This is a genomic window from Fundicoccus sp. Sow4_H7 (assembly GCF_052115865.1).
Classification (GTDB): domain Bacteria; phylum Bacillota; class Bacilli; order Lactobacillales; family Aerococcaceae; genus Fundicoccus_A.
The window spans coordinates 373,463-389,184 of the sequence record NZ_JBQKME010000001.1; the positions used below are offsets into that span (position 1 = coordinate 373,463).

Consider the following 15,722-nt stretch of genomic DNA (forward strand, 5'->3'; position numbering starts at 1 on the left):
TTAAATCGATTCTTGAATTTCTTTCATCGCTTCATTTAGTGCTTTCCAAAATTGATCAATTTCTGCTTGACTAAAATCAGCATTGGAAATTTGAGTATGTGTTTTTTGAGTTAGGTTAATCAATTTCTTAATTTCTTGTTTTTGACGGATAGAATCGTCTAAAGCATTAACAAATGCATCAATCTCCGTAATTTTTTGTTCGAGTTTTTCTTTGTTAACCGTCAATTGGTATGGATAAACTTGGTAATTAAATTTAACTGTGTGGCCTAAATAAGCCATTTGACCTTCGAAAGTACCCAGTTCTGAAGTATCAAACTCCTGAATATTTAATTGGGCTACCGGTAGTTGAGAGCGAACACTTTCATCAGCATAATTTAACTCTACCATCCCATCCATCGGATCAAAGGCTTCCCAAATATAATAATATTGTCTAGGCGGGGCAGAAATACGGATCGATTTAAGAACGGCTGCTTCATCCTCGACTAGATAAATAGGGTAGTCGTCAGTCATTCTTTCACCAAGCCAATCGACTGAAGCAGAAAGAGTATTATTCGCAATAATTTCAATCGATGGATGATTTAAGGGGATATTTATTTGGTTTAAAGATTGATCGTTAAATCTTACCGAAAGATATCCATCTTTGAATGCTACTGGATTTATAGAATTTTGAATTTCAATTTCTAAGTCATCAATAACTAGGATTTCGTCAGCAACTTTAACACGATTACTCGTAACGCCCTGAGCGTCTTTCAATTGATAGTAGAAAGTTTTACCAGCTTCAATCGGAATCATACAAAAGTCATCCGCCACCGACTGACTCACAATTGGCTCAATTGCAGTCAATCTATCGAAAAGTTGGATTTCCATTCCCACTTTAACATTGAGACATAACAATGTATGTTCGTCTTTAGAATTTTTAAGCAATTTCATATTGGATAATGCTAAATTAGCTAAACTTTGCTGGCTTGAAGGATACATGGCCCAATTATACAAACGCACGCCACCCCAAGGGCTACCGTTATGGCTGGTGTGAATCGTTAAACGCCAATATTTTGCGGTAATCGGCTGAGCTAAAATATGATGCGATTGGTGTTGGCGATTATCCCGCACACTCAAGGCTAAATTCCATTCCTCTTGTTCACTGTTTCGATAATGAACATCGAAATCTTTCGTATTCATTAAGCCATCATCAACGGACTCGCCGCCCACACCTGCATGGTCAAATACCATATATTGGACCAATTCAGCTTTTTCAAACGCAATGCTTAAGTGATTTGGGTCAGGTTTTAAAGAGACCCATTTGTCTGAAACACCTGCAAGAGTTCCGTTTAAAGCATTGCGAGCACGTTCAGCTTGTTCTTCGTGAGAAAAATCAATGACTTTTGCTTCAAGCATTAGATTATTTGAACTAGCAACTGGATCTGTCATTTCATCGACAGCAATTGGCCATTTAAGTGAGGTATCACTTGCAAGTGAACGTTGGCCATTTTCCCCAACCGCGATGACGGATAATTTTTGCTCGAGTCCTTTTTGTGCATGCATCCGCGATAAGCGTGGTAAACGGATGGTCTGATTTCGACTGGCATTCACTATTTGCCAACCATGGTCGGTTTCTTGATAAATTTCGTAATATGCCACTTGTTCAGGATTTGGATGCGTCACTTGGATAACCCCAACTGCCTGTTTTCCATCAAAGAAAAACTGTTGCAACCACTTGATGTCCGCTACAGCTTCCGGAGTAGAGTCATCAGTTACAAATGAAAACTCACCCAATCTCAGCATAATTGCATCATCTGTCAATGGATGGATGCGTAAGCTGATTGTATCGACGGTTGCGCCGGCTAATTCTCCTAAAGCCACTTCGACCACTTGCCATTCTGACGTTGAAGCGACAACATCCAAGGGGTAAACAACCTCTTCTTTACCAACTTCTAAAACTAAAGCCAAATCAAGATTAGCTGATGCTTTTAAAACGATTTTAATTTTAGAACCATCTAAAACCTTTAAAGATCCTCCAAATAAATACCACTGCAAATCGTCTACTTGACTAGCCCCACCACTTATTTGAACAGAAGAACCACCGTTATAAGCATCATCAAAATGAAAGCCAGCGTTAAGATTTTCTAAATCATCGCCTTCCACTCGCCAACGCCAACTTGGTAGTTGAGCTTGCATGCCACGTTGGTTCCATTCGCCAAGGTCTTGTGCAAGTCCATTAATAAACCAATCCTTACCATGACCAGTATTAAAATTAGTATGGAAATTTGAACCTGTAATATTGGATTTCAATGACGCAAAGCGGCTAATAGCTTGCCAATTTTTTGGACCGCTTTCTTTATCCAACAAACTAAAATCAGACCAAAAGCGTTCTTCTTGTTGGTGATAGTCTTCTCCATCAGCAGCTAAACCTAAAATAGAATCGGCAGCAAATAGGCCTAACGACAACATTGGCTGTGATTCGTCTTTTGCAAATAGGGCGTCATAATTGATGACGGTATTATATGAATTTTGTTGTAACTCAAAACCTGCATAGGCATCGTATGGATTGCGATTTATTTTTTTCATATGAGCAACGGTCTGACTGTTTTTGTCATGATTCCAGTTAAAATTGATGAAAAAGTCATCCGCAGGGATATTTATTTGAGGGGTTGGTTTAATAAATAAATCATTGTGAGGGTTGACTTCGTCGTAATGGTGGCGCAGGCCGTCATTGGCCATGGCATCATACCAGGCAAGGTAGAAGTCTTTATCTTGTTGGCTGGCGTATTCCTTGGCATAGAGCATAAAATGACGCATTTTCTCAGCTTTGCCTTCGAGCAAAGGACCGGTCGTTTCTTGGTTAATAAAATAGCCGTCGAAACCATAATGAATGGCTATGTCAACTAGTTGACGGGCATAAAAGAATGTGCCCGAGTCTTCGCTGTCTTCTGTCAGCCATTCTAAAAGGCGGAGTTGGTCTCTAAAACTGTTGGACCAATTGAAAAACAGTGTTCCATAAATTAGGACTCCATTGGTATGGGCTGCTTCGATTAAGTCGGAAGGGGGGATTAAACTGTCCCAGTGAATATATTGATCAATATATTGCCAATAATTGAAATTATATAATTTGAAAATACTGCTACCATTTGGGTGGAAAGCAGGGGATTTTAGATTACCATTGGCGATCAGTTGTATTTTTGTTTGGAGGTCATCTTCGGCAAGAATTTTGCGATTTGGGCTTTTTAGGCCGACTTGACTGATTTCAAGTGCTTCAAGATTTTCTTGCATAGGCTTCCAAAACTTTATAAGATCCATGAATGCATCTCCTTATTAGTCATAAAACACATCAAAAATATTTACATAATCCATTGTAATTAAACACAATATTTAATTCAATAAAAACACAGTGTTTATCTGTGAAAAACAGAGTTTTAGCCTTTAATTTTCATCCTTGATTTGGTAAAGTATTAGATGCATGAGATGTAAACGATTATATTTTAATCGTTTCGATAAAAACTATATGAATGAGGTGTATAAATGAAAATTGTTGATTTAATTGATACAAGACAAGGTACAAATAATCATCACACCATTGGAAAGGGAAATGTACTGCCGATCACAGCTGCTCCTTTTGCGATGAATCATTTCGTTATGCAAACACGTCGAAATGATGTGCGTTATTTCAATCCAAATGATGCGGCTAACGTTGGAGTCCGTGTTACGCATCAGCCGAGTCCTTGGATGGGTGACTTTGCTTTCATTAATATCAATACTTTTAGTTTAACCGATGAGACTTACCAACAAGTAAAAGATGGTAATCAAAAAGATGCTGTTTTGATGTCTCATCAAACCAGTGGCTACCGAGCGACTGATGCAGTCTTTCAACCAAATTATTTAATGTATGAACGTTTAAGAGATAAATTGATGGTTGAATTAATTCCTAACACTTATGGAGCTCACATTGCCATCAAACGTCGCTACTACGAACGTAATAAGCATCCATTTCTGTCTTTAGGCATTGCTGAAACAGGTTGGTTATCTGTATCAGAAGATGGGAAAACTGTCACGGGTTATACGAACCAATTGTCAGGTTCAAAATATAAAAAGTATGGCATGTACTTTACTTTCCATTTATCAAGTCCAGTGACTTTAGGTCATCAAACTAATTATAAAGAAGAAAATCATGCAATGACGGTTTATTATTTGGAATTTGAAGGGGTAACGGCTGATGAAATTAGCATTGATTTTGCAGGTTCTTATATTTCAGTCGAACAAGCTGAGCAAAACCTCAGCAATCACTTACAAGCATATCCAAGCAAAGCTGAACAATTAGACCATATTACAACAGAGTGGGAAAACTATTTAAACAAAATTGATGTTCAACATTCCGATTTAGATTTGATTAAGACATTCTATAGCAATTTATATCGGACAGCGACATTCCCACAAACAGCACACGAATTGGTTGATGGCGAAGTTAAGCACTATTCAGCTTATACTCAAAAAGTTGAACCAGGTCATTTTTATACGTCCAATGGCTACTGGGATACTTTTAGATCAAACTATCCATTTTACGCCATTGTTGTGCCAGAGCGCATTCCTCAATTTATTGATAGCATCATCTCGATTGCTCGCGAAGACCGCTATCTTCCAAAATGGTTGTCACCAGATGAACGTGGTCTAATGCCAGGGACATTAGTTGATGCCGTCATTGCCGATGCGGTGGTCAAGGGATTGGTCGATCTTGAATTAGCTGAAGAATTGCTTGATGCAATGATATTTAATGCGGATACACCAAGTGAGCATGAATTGGAAGGTCGTGAAGGTGGCCATGACTATGCCGAATATGGTTATTTACCGGCTGACTATCATGAATCGGTTAATAAGACTTTGGATTATGCCTACAGTGATTTCTGTATTGCCCAAGTTGCCAATTACCTAAACAAAGAGGATATTGCACAAACCTACTACAAACGTAGCTTAAGCTACCGTCATCTGTTCAAAAAAGATTTAAATCAAATGGTTGCTAAAAACAAAGACGGAAACTTTGTTAATCAAGAAGTGGCACACCGTTGGGGACAACATTATACCGAAGGAAGTGCATGGCAAAACAGCTTGTCTGTATTCCATAATGTGTCTGATTTAATTGATTTATACGGTGGTGACCAAGAATTTTACGCCCACCTAGAAAACTTAGTTAACAGCGAGCCGATTTATGAATCAGGTGGCTATGGATTTGAAATTCATGAAATGATTGAATTGGCTATTCAAAAATTCGGTCAATTAGCCATTTCCAATCAACCAAGTTTCCATATCCCACATCTGTTTACCTATGCGGGCTACCCACATATGAGTCATATTACATTGAAAGCCCTTATGTTAAACTTATTCCACCACGACATTAATGGTTATCCAGGTGATGAAGATAATGGAAGTTTAGCTTCATGGTTTGTAATGAACGCCTTAGGCTTATACTCTGTTACACCGGGTACCGATCAATATGTTTTAGGGATTAGTTTATTCAAACATGCCAGCATTCATTTAAATAACGGTAATACCATCGTTATTAATTCAACGGACACAGAGTCGTATTTAAATATTGTCCAAAATCGTACTGTTGACGGCGAAGAATATGATCAACAATATGTCACTTATGATCAACTGATGAGTGGTTTAACCATCGAGCAACAGCTCGGCATGATGCCTTCATTAAAAGCCATCGACGACAACTTACGTCCTTATTCTTTAAATAAATACCACCATAACAAACAAGGAGAGTAAAAATGAAAATCTCAGAAAACATTTATGCTTTTATCGATGAAATTGTTGCCAAAACAGAAGCAGAAAACCCGAAATGGGGTGAAGTATTCAAAAAATGCTTCCTTAATACATTAGAAACAACGGTTAAAGTAAATGAAGATGGCACTGTCTTCGTATTAACAGGTGATATTCCTGCAATGTGGTTGCGCGATTCTACAGCACAAGTACGCCCATATTTATTATTAGCGCCAATTGACGAGAAAATTTCCGATATTATTGCTGGTTTAGTTGAACAACAATTCCGCTATATTATCCATGATCCTTATGCCAATGCCTTCAACCGTACAGAAGATGGTAGCGGTCACCAAGATGATCATACGGATATGACACCATTAATTTGGGAACGTAAATATGAAATTGATAGTTTATGCTACCCAATCCAATTAGCTTATTTATTATATAAAAATACAGGTAGAACAGATCACTTTAACCAAACATTTATTGATGGGGTTAAAGAAATTGTTAATTTATGGATTGTCGAACAAGACCATACGAATTCTCCATATACATTCGTTCGTGATACAGATCGTGAAGAAGATACGTTAATTAATGATGGTCGTGGTTCAGAAGTGGCTGTAACAGGTATGACTTGGTCAGGTTTCCGTCCAAGTGATGACCGTTGTATTTACCACTATTTAGTCCCTTCAAATATGTTCGCTGTTGTTGTTTTGGATTATTTAGTTGAAATAGCTGATATTGTAGACTTCCCAGAAGGTTTAGTAGACCAAATTTCTACTTTACGTGCTGAAATTCAAACTGGAATTGAAAATCATGCAATCGTTGAAAATAAAGCGGGTGAAAAAGTTTACGCTTATGAAGTGGACGGCTTAGGTAACTATAGCTTGACTGATGATCCAAACGTACCAAGTTTATTATCACTACCTTATTTAGGTTATTGCGAAGAAGATGATGAATTATACCAAGCAACACGCCGTATGATTTTCAGTAAAGAAAACCCATACTACTTTGAAGGTGAATATGCACGTGGTTTAGGTAGTTCGCATACATGGGACCAATATATTTGGCCAATCGCTTTATCAATGGAAGGTTTAACTACTAGCGACCGTAATGCTAAACGTGATTTATTAAATACTTTAGTAAATACCGATGGTGGAACCTACTTAATGCACGAATCATTTGATGTGAACGATCCAACGAAATATAGTCGTGAGTGGTTCTCATGGTCAAACATGATGTTCTGTGAATTATTATTGGACTACTACGGACAAAAAGTTAAACGTTAATAGAAGATTGTTGCAGAGATATTTATCAATAGTTAGGAGTTAACAATGAAGAAGAAAGTACACGTAATTTCACATAGTCATTGGGATAGAGAATGGTATATCTCATTAGAAGAGCACCGCATTCATTTGGTGCAATTGATGGATGATGTTTTGGAATTGTTCGAAACAGATCCGGACTTTAAATATTTTCACTTAGATGGTCAAACGATTATTTTAGATGATTATTTAGAAATTCGTCCTGAAAAAGAAGACTTATTGCGAAAATATATTCAAAACGGCCAATTGCGTATTGGGCCTTACTATATTTTACAAGATGCTTTCCTGATTAGCGGGGAAGCCAATGTGCGTAATGGCTTGATTGGACGTTATGAAACAGATCGCTGGGGTGCAGAGGTTGAGCCAATTGGTTATTATCCGGATACATTTGGTGTTTTAGGGCAAACCCCGCAGCTGGTTTTAGACTCTGAATTGACCTATGCGGCTTATGGACGAGGGGTGAAACCTACTGGATTTAACAACCAAACAGGCGACAATGCGGCTTTTGAATCCTCTTATTCAGAAATGACTTGGCGTGGAGCAGATAAATCTGAAATTTTAGGTGTGCTTTTTGCGAATTGGTATTCAAACGGTAATGAAATTCCTGTGGACCGTGATGAAGCACAAGCCTATTGGACAAAAAAATTAAGTGATGTGGAGCGTTATGCAGCGACTGATCAATTATTGATGATGAACGGGGTTGACCACCAACCAGTGCAAAAAGATTTAACAGAAGCGCTCCGTGTGGCCAATGAATTATTCCCAGACTATGAATTTGTTCATTCGAATTTTGCAGAATACTTTGAGTCTTTACCAAAAGACTTAGAAGAGTCATTATCAACTGTTGAAGGTGAATTACGTTCTCAAGACACTGATGGCTGGTATACCTTAGCTAATACGGCTTCTTCACGTATTTACTTGAAACAATACAGCATGTATTTAGCCAATTATTTAGAACAAGTTTTAGAGCCTTTAGCAATTATGGCAGGCGAATTTGGCTTTGAATATCCGCATGATTTTATTAATCAAGCATGGAAATTATTATTGCAAAACTACCCGCACGATAGTATTTGTGGATGTAGTGTGGACGAGGTTCACCGTGCGATGATGGCTCGATTTGAAGTGATTGAAAATATGTGTAAAGCCATTGAAAAAGAAATCGCAGACTTTTTAGTTACTCGTCGCTTGGATACAGCTGAGTTGCCTGAAAATGCTGTGACTCAAGTTCAAGTTTGGAATACTTTATCGACCGTTAAAAGTGATACAGTGACTGTTAAAGCTGAATTAGACCGTGCCTACTTCCGTGACAATTACCCACAGGCTGCTTATCAAAAAATGGCAGAAAAACCTTTTGGGAACTTGAAATTAGTGGATGGGGCTGGTAATCCGGTTGAGGCTCTTATTGAAGATGCAGGTGTTTCATTCGACTACGATTTACCAAAAGATGCTTTCCGTGTACCATTTATGGCTCGTTATGCAAATATCACTGTTACCATGGTTGACATGGCACCATTAAGCGGTCAAAGTTTTTATTTAGCTGAAGATAAAAATGCAGAAACTTCTGATGTTGAGGCAGTTGTTGAGACTGAGTATGAAGAGAATGAGATTGAAAATGAACGTCTAAAAGTGACATTAAATCAGCAAGGTACCGTTGATATTTTCGATAAAAAACACAATCGCTTATACGAAAATCAATTAATTATTGAAGAAACAGGAGACATCGGAAATGAGTATATTTTCCGTGAAAGCCAAGACTTGTACCGTATTTATTCAATAAATAAATTGAATAAATTCCATATTGAAAAACAAGCTTCAACAGAGAAAATGATTTTAACCTATGAATTTGAATTGCCAGTTTCTGCTGACGACACCTTAACTTACGAACAACAAAGCGTGGTGGATATTGCTCATAGAACGGCACAACGTTCAAATGACTTGAAGACACAAACAGTTGAAATGACATTAACCTTGACCGATTACTTAGAAGGTCTAGATGTTGAATTAAACGGCACTAACGAAGTTAAAGATCACCGCTTCAGAATCTTAGCTTCTTTACCAGAAGAAAGTTCACACAATTTTGTGGACAGTTCTTATGAATGGCTAGAGCGCAAAAACACCGTAAGTGATTTCTGGGAAAACCCATCAAACCCACAAGTACTGCGTCATAGTGTGGCAATCAGTAATAAGGATAAAGATGCAGAATTCGGTTTAACAATTTCGACCGATGGCCTGCATGAATACGAAGTTTCCATTGAACAAGAACGTCACTTTGGCGAAACCGAAGTTGCGGTTACTTTCCTACGTGGAACCGGCGAAATGGGTGACTGGGGTTACTTCCCAACACCAGAAGCCCAATGTTTAGGTGACTACACCGCCAAGTTATATGTACAGCCATGGACTGGCCTAGACGAACGTGCTGGAAGCTTTAGAAATGGAGTGACTCACTTTGTGGCATTACGCGCCTATGCAAACCGTCAATCGGTTCAACAAAAATTAAGTGATACGGTTGATCTGAGCTTGAGCTTGGCTGGAAAACTCGGACTGGCAGAATGGCCAACAGAACTTGTGTTGACTGCCGTTAAACGTCACTACTATTCGAATGATACTGTCATTCGCGTTTGGAATGCAGGTCATGAAACGCTTGATTTAAGCCAATGGTTTGCTGAAGACATCGTTAAAGAAGAGTTGAACCTGGTTGAAAAACCAAAAACATCCGATTATGGTACGCAAATCAACGAAAACCAAATCCGCACTTTCAGATTAAATCATTAATATATGACATGCTATCGCTAAATATTTAGGGATAGCGTGTTTTTAAATAAATATCTGTGGATTTAGCGAAGACGAGTTGAGAATGTTTAACTCGAAAGATCAACGAGCACACAAAAATACATTCGTTTCGCAAAACGACCCGAACAAAACAAATTCAACAATCCTGATAGTCAGAAATTACATAAAGGAGAGTTTAAATTGACAAATAAATTTCCAGATAACTTTTGGTGGGGAGCAGCAGCTTCTGCTCCGCAAACTGAAGGGGCTAGTAATGTCGATGGCAAAAGCCCAACAACTTGGGATGTATGGCATGAACGTGAACCGGAAGCTTTTTTCAATCAAGTAGGTCCTGATTTAACATCCGACGTTTATCATCGTTACCGTGACGATATTCAATTGATGAAAGACATGAATTTAAATTCCTATCGGACATCGATTTCTTGGGCACGTCTACTTCCTGATGGGAAAACGTTAAATGAAAAAGCTGTTGCCTATTATCGCGACTATTTTCAAACAATGCTTGATACAGGGATTGAACCTGTCATCAATTTATTCCACTTCGATATGCCTTGGTGGATGATGGAATTAGGTGGCTGGGAAAATGCGGATATTATTGAGCATTTTGCTTATTATGCAAAAGTGGCCTTTGAGCAATTTGGCGATATCGTAAAGAATTGGGCGACATTTAATGAACCAATGGTGCATATTGAATGTGGTTATTTAGGCGATGCGCACTGGCCTAGAGTCAATGATTTCAAACGAGCGATCCAGGTCGGTTACCACACACTCATGGCGCACTTTGCAGCGGTTCGTTCATTTAGACAAAGTGGCGTTGAAGGAAAAATTGGAACAATTTTAAACTTATCTCCAGTCTATGCCCGTAGTGAAGAAGCGGCCGACTTAGAAGCACAAAAATGGGCGGACTTATTCCATACACGTAGCCTACTTGATCCAATTGCCTTAAATCAGTTCCCGCAAGAATTGGTAGATATCTTAAAAGAACACGATTTATTGCCAACACTCTATGCGGAACACGATGAGTTATTAACACAAGCGATTGACTTTTTAGGCGTTAACTACTACCAGCCATTGCGTGTGAAAGCGCGTGAAGAAATTCCATCAACCCTCGAACGTCCATCTTCTCTATACGCCGGTTATGATTGGCCTGAGAAAAAGATGAATAAATATCGCGGTTGGGAAATTTATGAACGTGGTATTTACGATATTGCGATGCGAATTAAAAATGATTATGGCAATGTCCCATGGTTTATTTCAGAAAATGGTATGGGTGTTGCTGATGAAGAACGATTTATTGATGAGAGTGGTATTGTACAAGATACTTACCGTATCGAGTTTATTCGGGACCATTTAACTTGGTTACTAAAATCTATCAATGAAGGATCAAATTGCTTTGGTTACCATTTATGGACATTTGTTGATTGCTGGTCATGGTTAAATGCGTATAGAAATCGTTATGGATATTACCGTGTTGATTTAGAAAATAATCTTGAACGTACACCAAAATTAAGTAGTTTTTGGTTACGCGAGATCATTGAGAAAAATGAATTAGATATTTAATGAGAGTTATCTAGAAGAGGAGTAGAACGATGGGAATAGGCGTAGTGGACATTGGTGGGACAAACTTAAAATATGGACTTTGGGAAAATGAAGCATTATTAGAAATTCACAAAATCCCAACTCCAACATCTTTAGAGGACTTATACAGTGCCTTAAAAGAGATTGACCTACAATTACGGGCGAAATCAACGGAGGAAATTCTGGGCTATGGTTTTTCAGTTCCAGGAATGGTCGACACTCAAGAAGGTATCATTGAAGGTATCAGTGCCGTTCCCTATCTACATGATTTTCCGATTCGTGATCAATTTGAAGACCTTTTAGGCGTTAGAGTGACATTAGAAAATGATGCCAATTGTGCTAGCATTGCAGAATTAGACCGTGGCCATGCCAAAGATGTCAACAATATAGTAGTCGTTGTTGTGGGAACAGGTGTTGGCGGGACCATTGTTGTGAATAACGAAATTGTCCACGGCATGAATTTTGCAGCGGGTGAATTTGGCTTAATGTTAGTCAATGAAAATAACACCTTTAGTGAAAAAGGCAGTACTGGCCGCTTAGTCGAATTTTACCAAGACTTGGACAGTGCAGAAGCTGATGCCAATGGCGAACGAATTTATGAATTAGCCAGTCAAGGAGATGACAATGCTATCCGTAGCGTTGACCGCTTTCATAACTATATGTCACAAGGTATTTATAATTTAATTGTGATGTTGAATCCCGAACGCATTTTAATTGGTGGAGCTGTGTCAAAAAATGATGTATTTATTGAAGGGGTTCAAAAAGGGGTTAAACGCTTGTTGACACTTCATGGGGTACCGCGCTTGCAATGTGAAGTGATGGCGTGTAAATATTATAATCATGCCAATTTGATTGGGGCAGCATCTAGCTTTATTCGTCAAACGCGGCTGATTGATTTGAGTCAAAGAGGGTATATTATATGAGTTTGCTGGCTTTGGATGTGGGTGGAACCTATGTAAAATATGGTCTGTGGCATGAGGAACAGCTGCAATTTAATGATGAGGTTTTGACCCCTAAAAGTTGGACTGCCTTTTTGCAAATCATTGCTGAAATTATGGAGAAAATGCAAAACAAAGCTGACACCATAATCGAGGGGCTTGCATGCAGTTTTCCAGGAGTGGTAAATACCAAAACTGGTTGGATTGGTGGTTACACCTCGGTGCCATATATTCATGGTATGTCTGTAACGGAAGCCTTGGAAGACTATTTCAAACTGCCCGTTTCGATTGAAAATGATGCTAAGTGTGCCTTATTAGCCGAGCACCGTTTTGGTAACGCCAAAGGCCATGAGAATGTTGCTTTGATGGTCATTGGAACCGGCATTGGTGGAGCTTTAATGATTAACGGAAAATTGCACAAGGGCCGCAATTTATACGCCGGCGAATTAGGTTGTATTTTGATGGACCATGAAATTATGCTCAGTGACATCGGTTCAACTGCCCGCATGATTGATGAATTTAAAACCATCTATGAAATAAATACCCCTGTGACTGGCCGTGATATTTTCGAAATGTACGATCAAAATGATTATGCAGCACGGCGAAGCGTGCATTTATTTTATGATTACATCGCTAAGGGGATTTTCAATACCTTAGTGACGGTTGATCCCGATTTAGTTTTATTAGGTGGCGGCGTCTCGGCACGTGAGAATTTTGCAGAAGAAATTTCAGTGCGTGTTCAGCAAATGTTGGTTAAACAAAAACTGATTGATTTAGAATTTGACATTGAACGTTGTTATTTTGACAATCGGGCTAATTTAATTGGGGCTGTGATTAATTATCAGCAATAATATAATATTTGAAAACTCAAGCTTGCTTTGGATTAACTAAAGCAAGCTTTTATTTATTAAAAAGGATGGTTAAAAATGGGAAAACTAGGAATCTCTTTGTATCCGGAGCAATCAACTTTTGAAGAAGATAAAGCCTATCTAGAGCGCGCCAAAGTTTATGGCTATGAGCGACTGTTTTTAAGTTTATTGCAGTTGGATGCAAGTGATACTGAAGGTAAAGGATTTCAGCAATTTTTAAATACGTTGAAATATGCCAAAGAATTAGGTTATGAAGTCGGCATAGACGTGAATCCGCATGTCTTAAAAGAAATGGGCGTTGACAGTTCTAAATTAGAAACCTTTACTGAAATGGGAGCAGACATTATTCGTTTGGATAATGAAACTTCCGCAACGGATGAAGCGCGGATGACGCGTAACCAACTAGGTTTAAGTATCGAACTGAATATGAGTCAGGGCACACGCCATCTAGATGCGATTATGTCATACTCACCTAATAAAGATCAGCTGATTGGGTCACATAATTTTTACCCTCACCGTTTCAGTGGTTTAAGTTTAGAGCATTTCAATAAATGTAATGCCATTTTCAAACAATATCATTTGCGGACAATGGCATTTGTGAATGCTCAAGCAGCAACGTTTGGCCCTTGGCCGATGCCAGATGGTTTATGTACGCTTGAAATGCATCGCACGATGGATTTGGTTAGCCAAGTCAAACACCTGAAGCTCGTTGAAGAAATTGATGATATTGTCATTGCCAATGCCTATGCATCTGACGAAGAACTTCGCCAAGCAGCCGAAGCATTCAATGCAGCTCATACGACTTTACGAATGACATTTAACGCAGAAGCAACGAAAATTGAACGCGATATTATTTTAAATAATCTCCATTCATACCGTGGTGACCACTCAGAGTATATGATCCGCTCGTCATGGATGCGTGAATTATACAAAGAAGCTGACATTCCTGCTCATACCAACCAAACGATTCAAGCAGGCGATGTTATCATCAACAACAGCAATTACTTACGCTATAAAGGTGAAATGCAAATTGCGCTGAAGGAGATGCCAGCTGATGAACGCGTAAACGTTGTAGGCCACATTGTTCCCGACGATTTGATTTTGCTAGACGCCATGCATCCTTGGTCCGCTTTCCAAGTGATCGATGCTAATGAAGGAGAGTAAGAACGAATGACTTTTGAAAACCACCCCCTAAATAAATATCCCTGGGATATTGAGTTGAATGTAAGTGCTGAAGATTTAACTGAAGATGTTGATGCTTTTTTAATTGAGAAAGCAGCGAATACTGTAAAAATTTCTGCTGCAACTGAATCGGAAATTTTCTATGCCATGAACTGGCTTTATGCTTTAGATGAAGACCTAGCTGACGGTAGTTACAGAGTGAAAGCTAAACAAAGTGAACGCGGGTTATCGATTGATTGCGGAAGAAAATTTTATTCACAAGCAGAGATATTTACTTTGTTGGATATTATGCATGCGAATAATATGAACTTTATGCAAATGCATTTTTCTGAAAATGAAGGTTTTCGTGTTGAATCGGAACGTTTTCCGGAAATTGTGTCGGATGAATATTTAACGAAAGCGGAAGTTCGAGAAATTATTGCCTATGCAGCTGAACGTGGCATTGTTGTTTATCCGGAAATTGATGGTCCTGGACATTTGCGTCAATTTTTAACGCAATATCCAGACTGGAAGTTGACAGACGGAGAGTTGTATTCGCATTTGGACTTAGGTGCGATTGATATTACTAATCCTGCTGCGGTTTCAGCCATTAAAGATTTGTATGCAGAATATTTTGACTTGTTTAGTCAAGCGCCTTACTTCCATATTGGGGCGGATGAGTTTGTGAGTTTTGAAAAAATCCATGAATATCCAAAATTAACTGAATATGCCGTAGAAAAGTGGGGCGAAGGTCACACCGCTGTCGATGCTTATATTGATTATGTTAATCAAATGGCCCAATATGTTAAAGAAGCTGGCTATATTCCACGAGCTTGGAACGATGGCTTGTTACGCTTGGACCAAGAAGCTAAAATCGAAGTGGATCCTGAGTTGGAAATTACCTATTGGACTAAATGGCATAAAGATATGGCTCCGATTGAAGATTTCTTAGATAAAGGCTATAAGGTTATTAACTTCAATGATAACTTCTTCTATTTTGTTTTAGGAGAGAATGCCGGTTATACCTATCCTACAGGCGAGAAAATTTCGGCAGAGTGGGATGTGAATGTCTTTTCTGGTGGTCAAATAGCTGACAGTGACAACATTATAGGGAGCTATTTCTCACTTTGGGCAGACAAACCTGAAGCCTTGACAGGTCAACAAGTCTTGGAAATGATTCAAGAGCCGTTGAAAGCTAAGATGTTGAAAGAATGGGACGTAGAAAAGCAATAGTAGTAAATTGATAAGCTTCAACCGAGCTGATATTTGCTTGGTTGAAGCTTTTTGGTTTGGGGAAACTTGAGTGG

General features: G+C 38.7%; 9 protein-coding genes. 8 read left to right on the plus strand and 1 reads right to left on the minus strand.

Annotation, left to right across the window (positions count from 1 at the left end; all coding sequences use genetic code 11):
• Nucleotides 1-3,294 (minus strand): endo-beta-N-acetylglucosaminidase, encoded by a 3,294-nt coding sequence (locus ACTQ54_RS01515; protein ID WP_441754061.1) that lies wholly within the window; start codon nucleotides 3,292-3,294, stop codon nucleotides 1-3.
• Nucleotides 3,295-3,516: 222 nt separating this feature from the next.
• Here ACTQ54_RS01515 and ACTQ54_RS01520 point away from each other — a divergent pair, with 222 nt between their 5' ends.
• The 8 genes from ACTQ54_RS01520 (at nucleotide 3,517) to ACTQ54_RS01555 (ending at nucleotide 15,648) form a co-directional block, all read left to right on the plus strand.
• Nucleotides 3,517-5,760, plus strand: coding sequence for a GH92 family glycosyl hydrolase (locus tag ACTQ54_RS01520; RefSeq protein ID WP_441754062.1), 2,244 nt, complete (start codon nucleotides 3,517-3,519; stop codon nucleotides 5,758-5,760).
• A 2-nt stretch (nucleotides 5,761-5,762) separates the two neighbouring features.
• Nucleotides 5,763-7,043 (plus strand): glycoside hydrolase family 125 protein, encoded by a 1,281-nt coding sequence (locus ACTQ54_RS01525; RefSeq protein WP_441754063.1) that lies wholly within the window; start codon nucleotides 5,763-5,765, stop codon nucleotides 7,041-7,043.
• A 45-nt stretch (nucleotides 7,044-7,088) separates the two neighbouring features.
• Nucleotides 7,089-9,851 (plus strand): alpha-mannosidase, encoded by a 2,763-nt coding sequence (locus ACTQ54_RS01530; protein WP_441754064.1) that lies wholly within the window; start codon nucleotides 7,089-7,091, stop codon nucleotides 9,849-9,851.
• Between the two features lie 198 nt (nucleotides 9,852-10,049).
• Complete coding sequence (locus tag ACTQ54_RS01535; RefSeq protein WP_441754065.1) at nucleotides 10,050-11,429, plus strand: glycoside hydrolase family 1 protein; 1,380 nt, start codon at nucleotides 10,050-10,052, stop codon at nucleotides 11,427-11,429.
• Between the two features lie 29 nt (nucleotides 11,430-11,458).
• On the plus strand, nucleotides 11,459-12,370 hold the full coding sequence (locus ACTQ54_RS01540) for an ROK family protein (protein WP_441754066.1): 912 nt from the start codon (nucleotides 11,459-11,461) through the stop codon (nucleotides 12,368-12,370).
• Entirely contained in the window at nucleotides 12,367-13,236 is an 870-nt protein-coding gene (locus ACTQ54_RS01545) for an ROK family protein (protein ID WP_441754067.1), read from the plus strand. Before ACTQ54_RS01540 ends, ACTQ54_RS01545 begins: the two co-directional genes overlap by 4 nt.
• Before the next feature lie 75 nt (nucleotides 13,237-13,311).
• On the plus strand, nucleotides 13,312-14,418 hold the full coding sequence (locus tag ACTQ54_RS01550; protein ID WP_441754068.1) for a DUF871 domain-containing protein: 1,107 nt from the start codon (nucleotides 13,312-13,314) through the stop codon (nucleotides 14,416-14,418).
• Between the two features lie 6 nt (nucleotides 14,419-14,424).
• Nucleotides 14,425-15,648 (plus strand): family 20 glycosylhydrolase, encoded by a 1,224-nt coding sequence (locus tag ACTQ54_RS01555; RefSeq protein ID WP_441754069.1) that lies wholly within the window; start codon nucleotides 14,425-14,427, stop codon nucleotides 15,646-15,648.
• Nucleotides 15,649-15,722: the final 74 nt, after the last annotated feature.

What these genes read in the sequence shown, in the direction of transcription:
- ACTQ54_RS01520 (WP_441754062.1), top strand. Translation starts at nt 3,517, where the DNA reads ATGAAAATTGTTGATTTAATTGATACAAGACAAGGTACAAATAATCAT.
- ACTQ54_RS01550 (WP_441754068.1), top strand. Translation starts at nt 13,312, where the DNA reads ATGGGAAAACTAGGAATCTCTTTGTATCCGGAGCAATCAACTTTTGAA.
- ACTQ54_RS01540 (WP_441754066.1), top strand. Translation starts at nt 11,459, where the DNA reads ATGGGAATAGGCGTAGTGGACATTGGTGGGACAAACTTAAAATATGGA.
- ACTQ54_RS01530 (WP_441754064.1), top strand. Translation starts at nt 7,089, where the DNA reads ATGAAGAAGAAAGTACACGTAATTTCACATAGTCATTGGGATAGAGAA.
- ACTQ54_RS01555 (WP_441754069.1), top strand. Translation starts at nt 14,425, where the DNA reads ATGACTTTTGAAAACCACCCCCTAAATAAATATCCCTGGGATATTGAG.
- ACTQ54_RS01545 (WP_441754067.1), top strand. Translation starts at nt 12,367, where the DNA reads ATGAGTTTGCTGGCTTTGGATGTGGGTGGAACCTATGTAAAATATGGT.
- ACTQ54_RS01525 (WP_441754063.1), top strand. Translation starts at nt 5,763, where the DNA reads ATGAAAATCTCAGAAAACATTTATGCTTTTATCGATGAAATTGTTGCC.
- ACTQ54_RS01515 (WP_441754061.1), bottom strand. Translation starts at nt 3,294, where the DNA reads ATGGATCTTATAAAGTTTTGGAAGCCTATGCAAGAAAATCTTGAAGCA.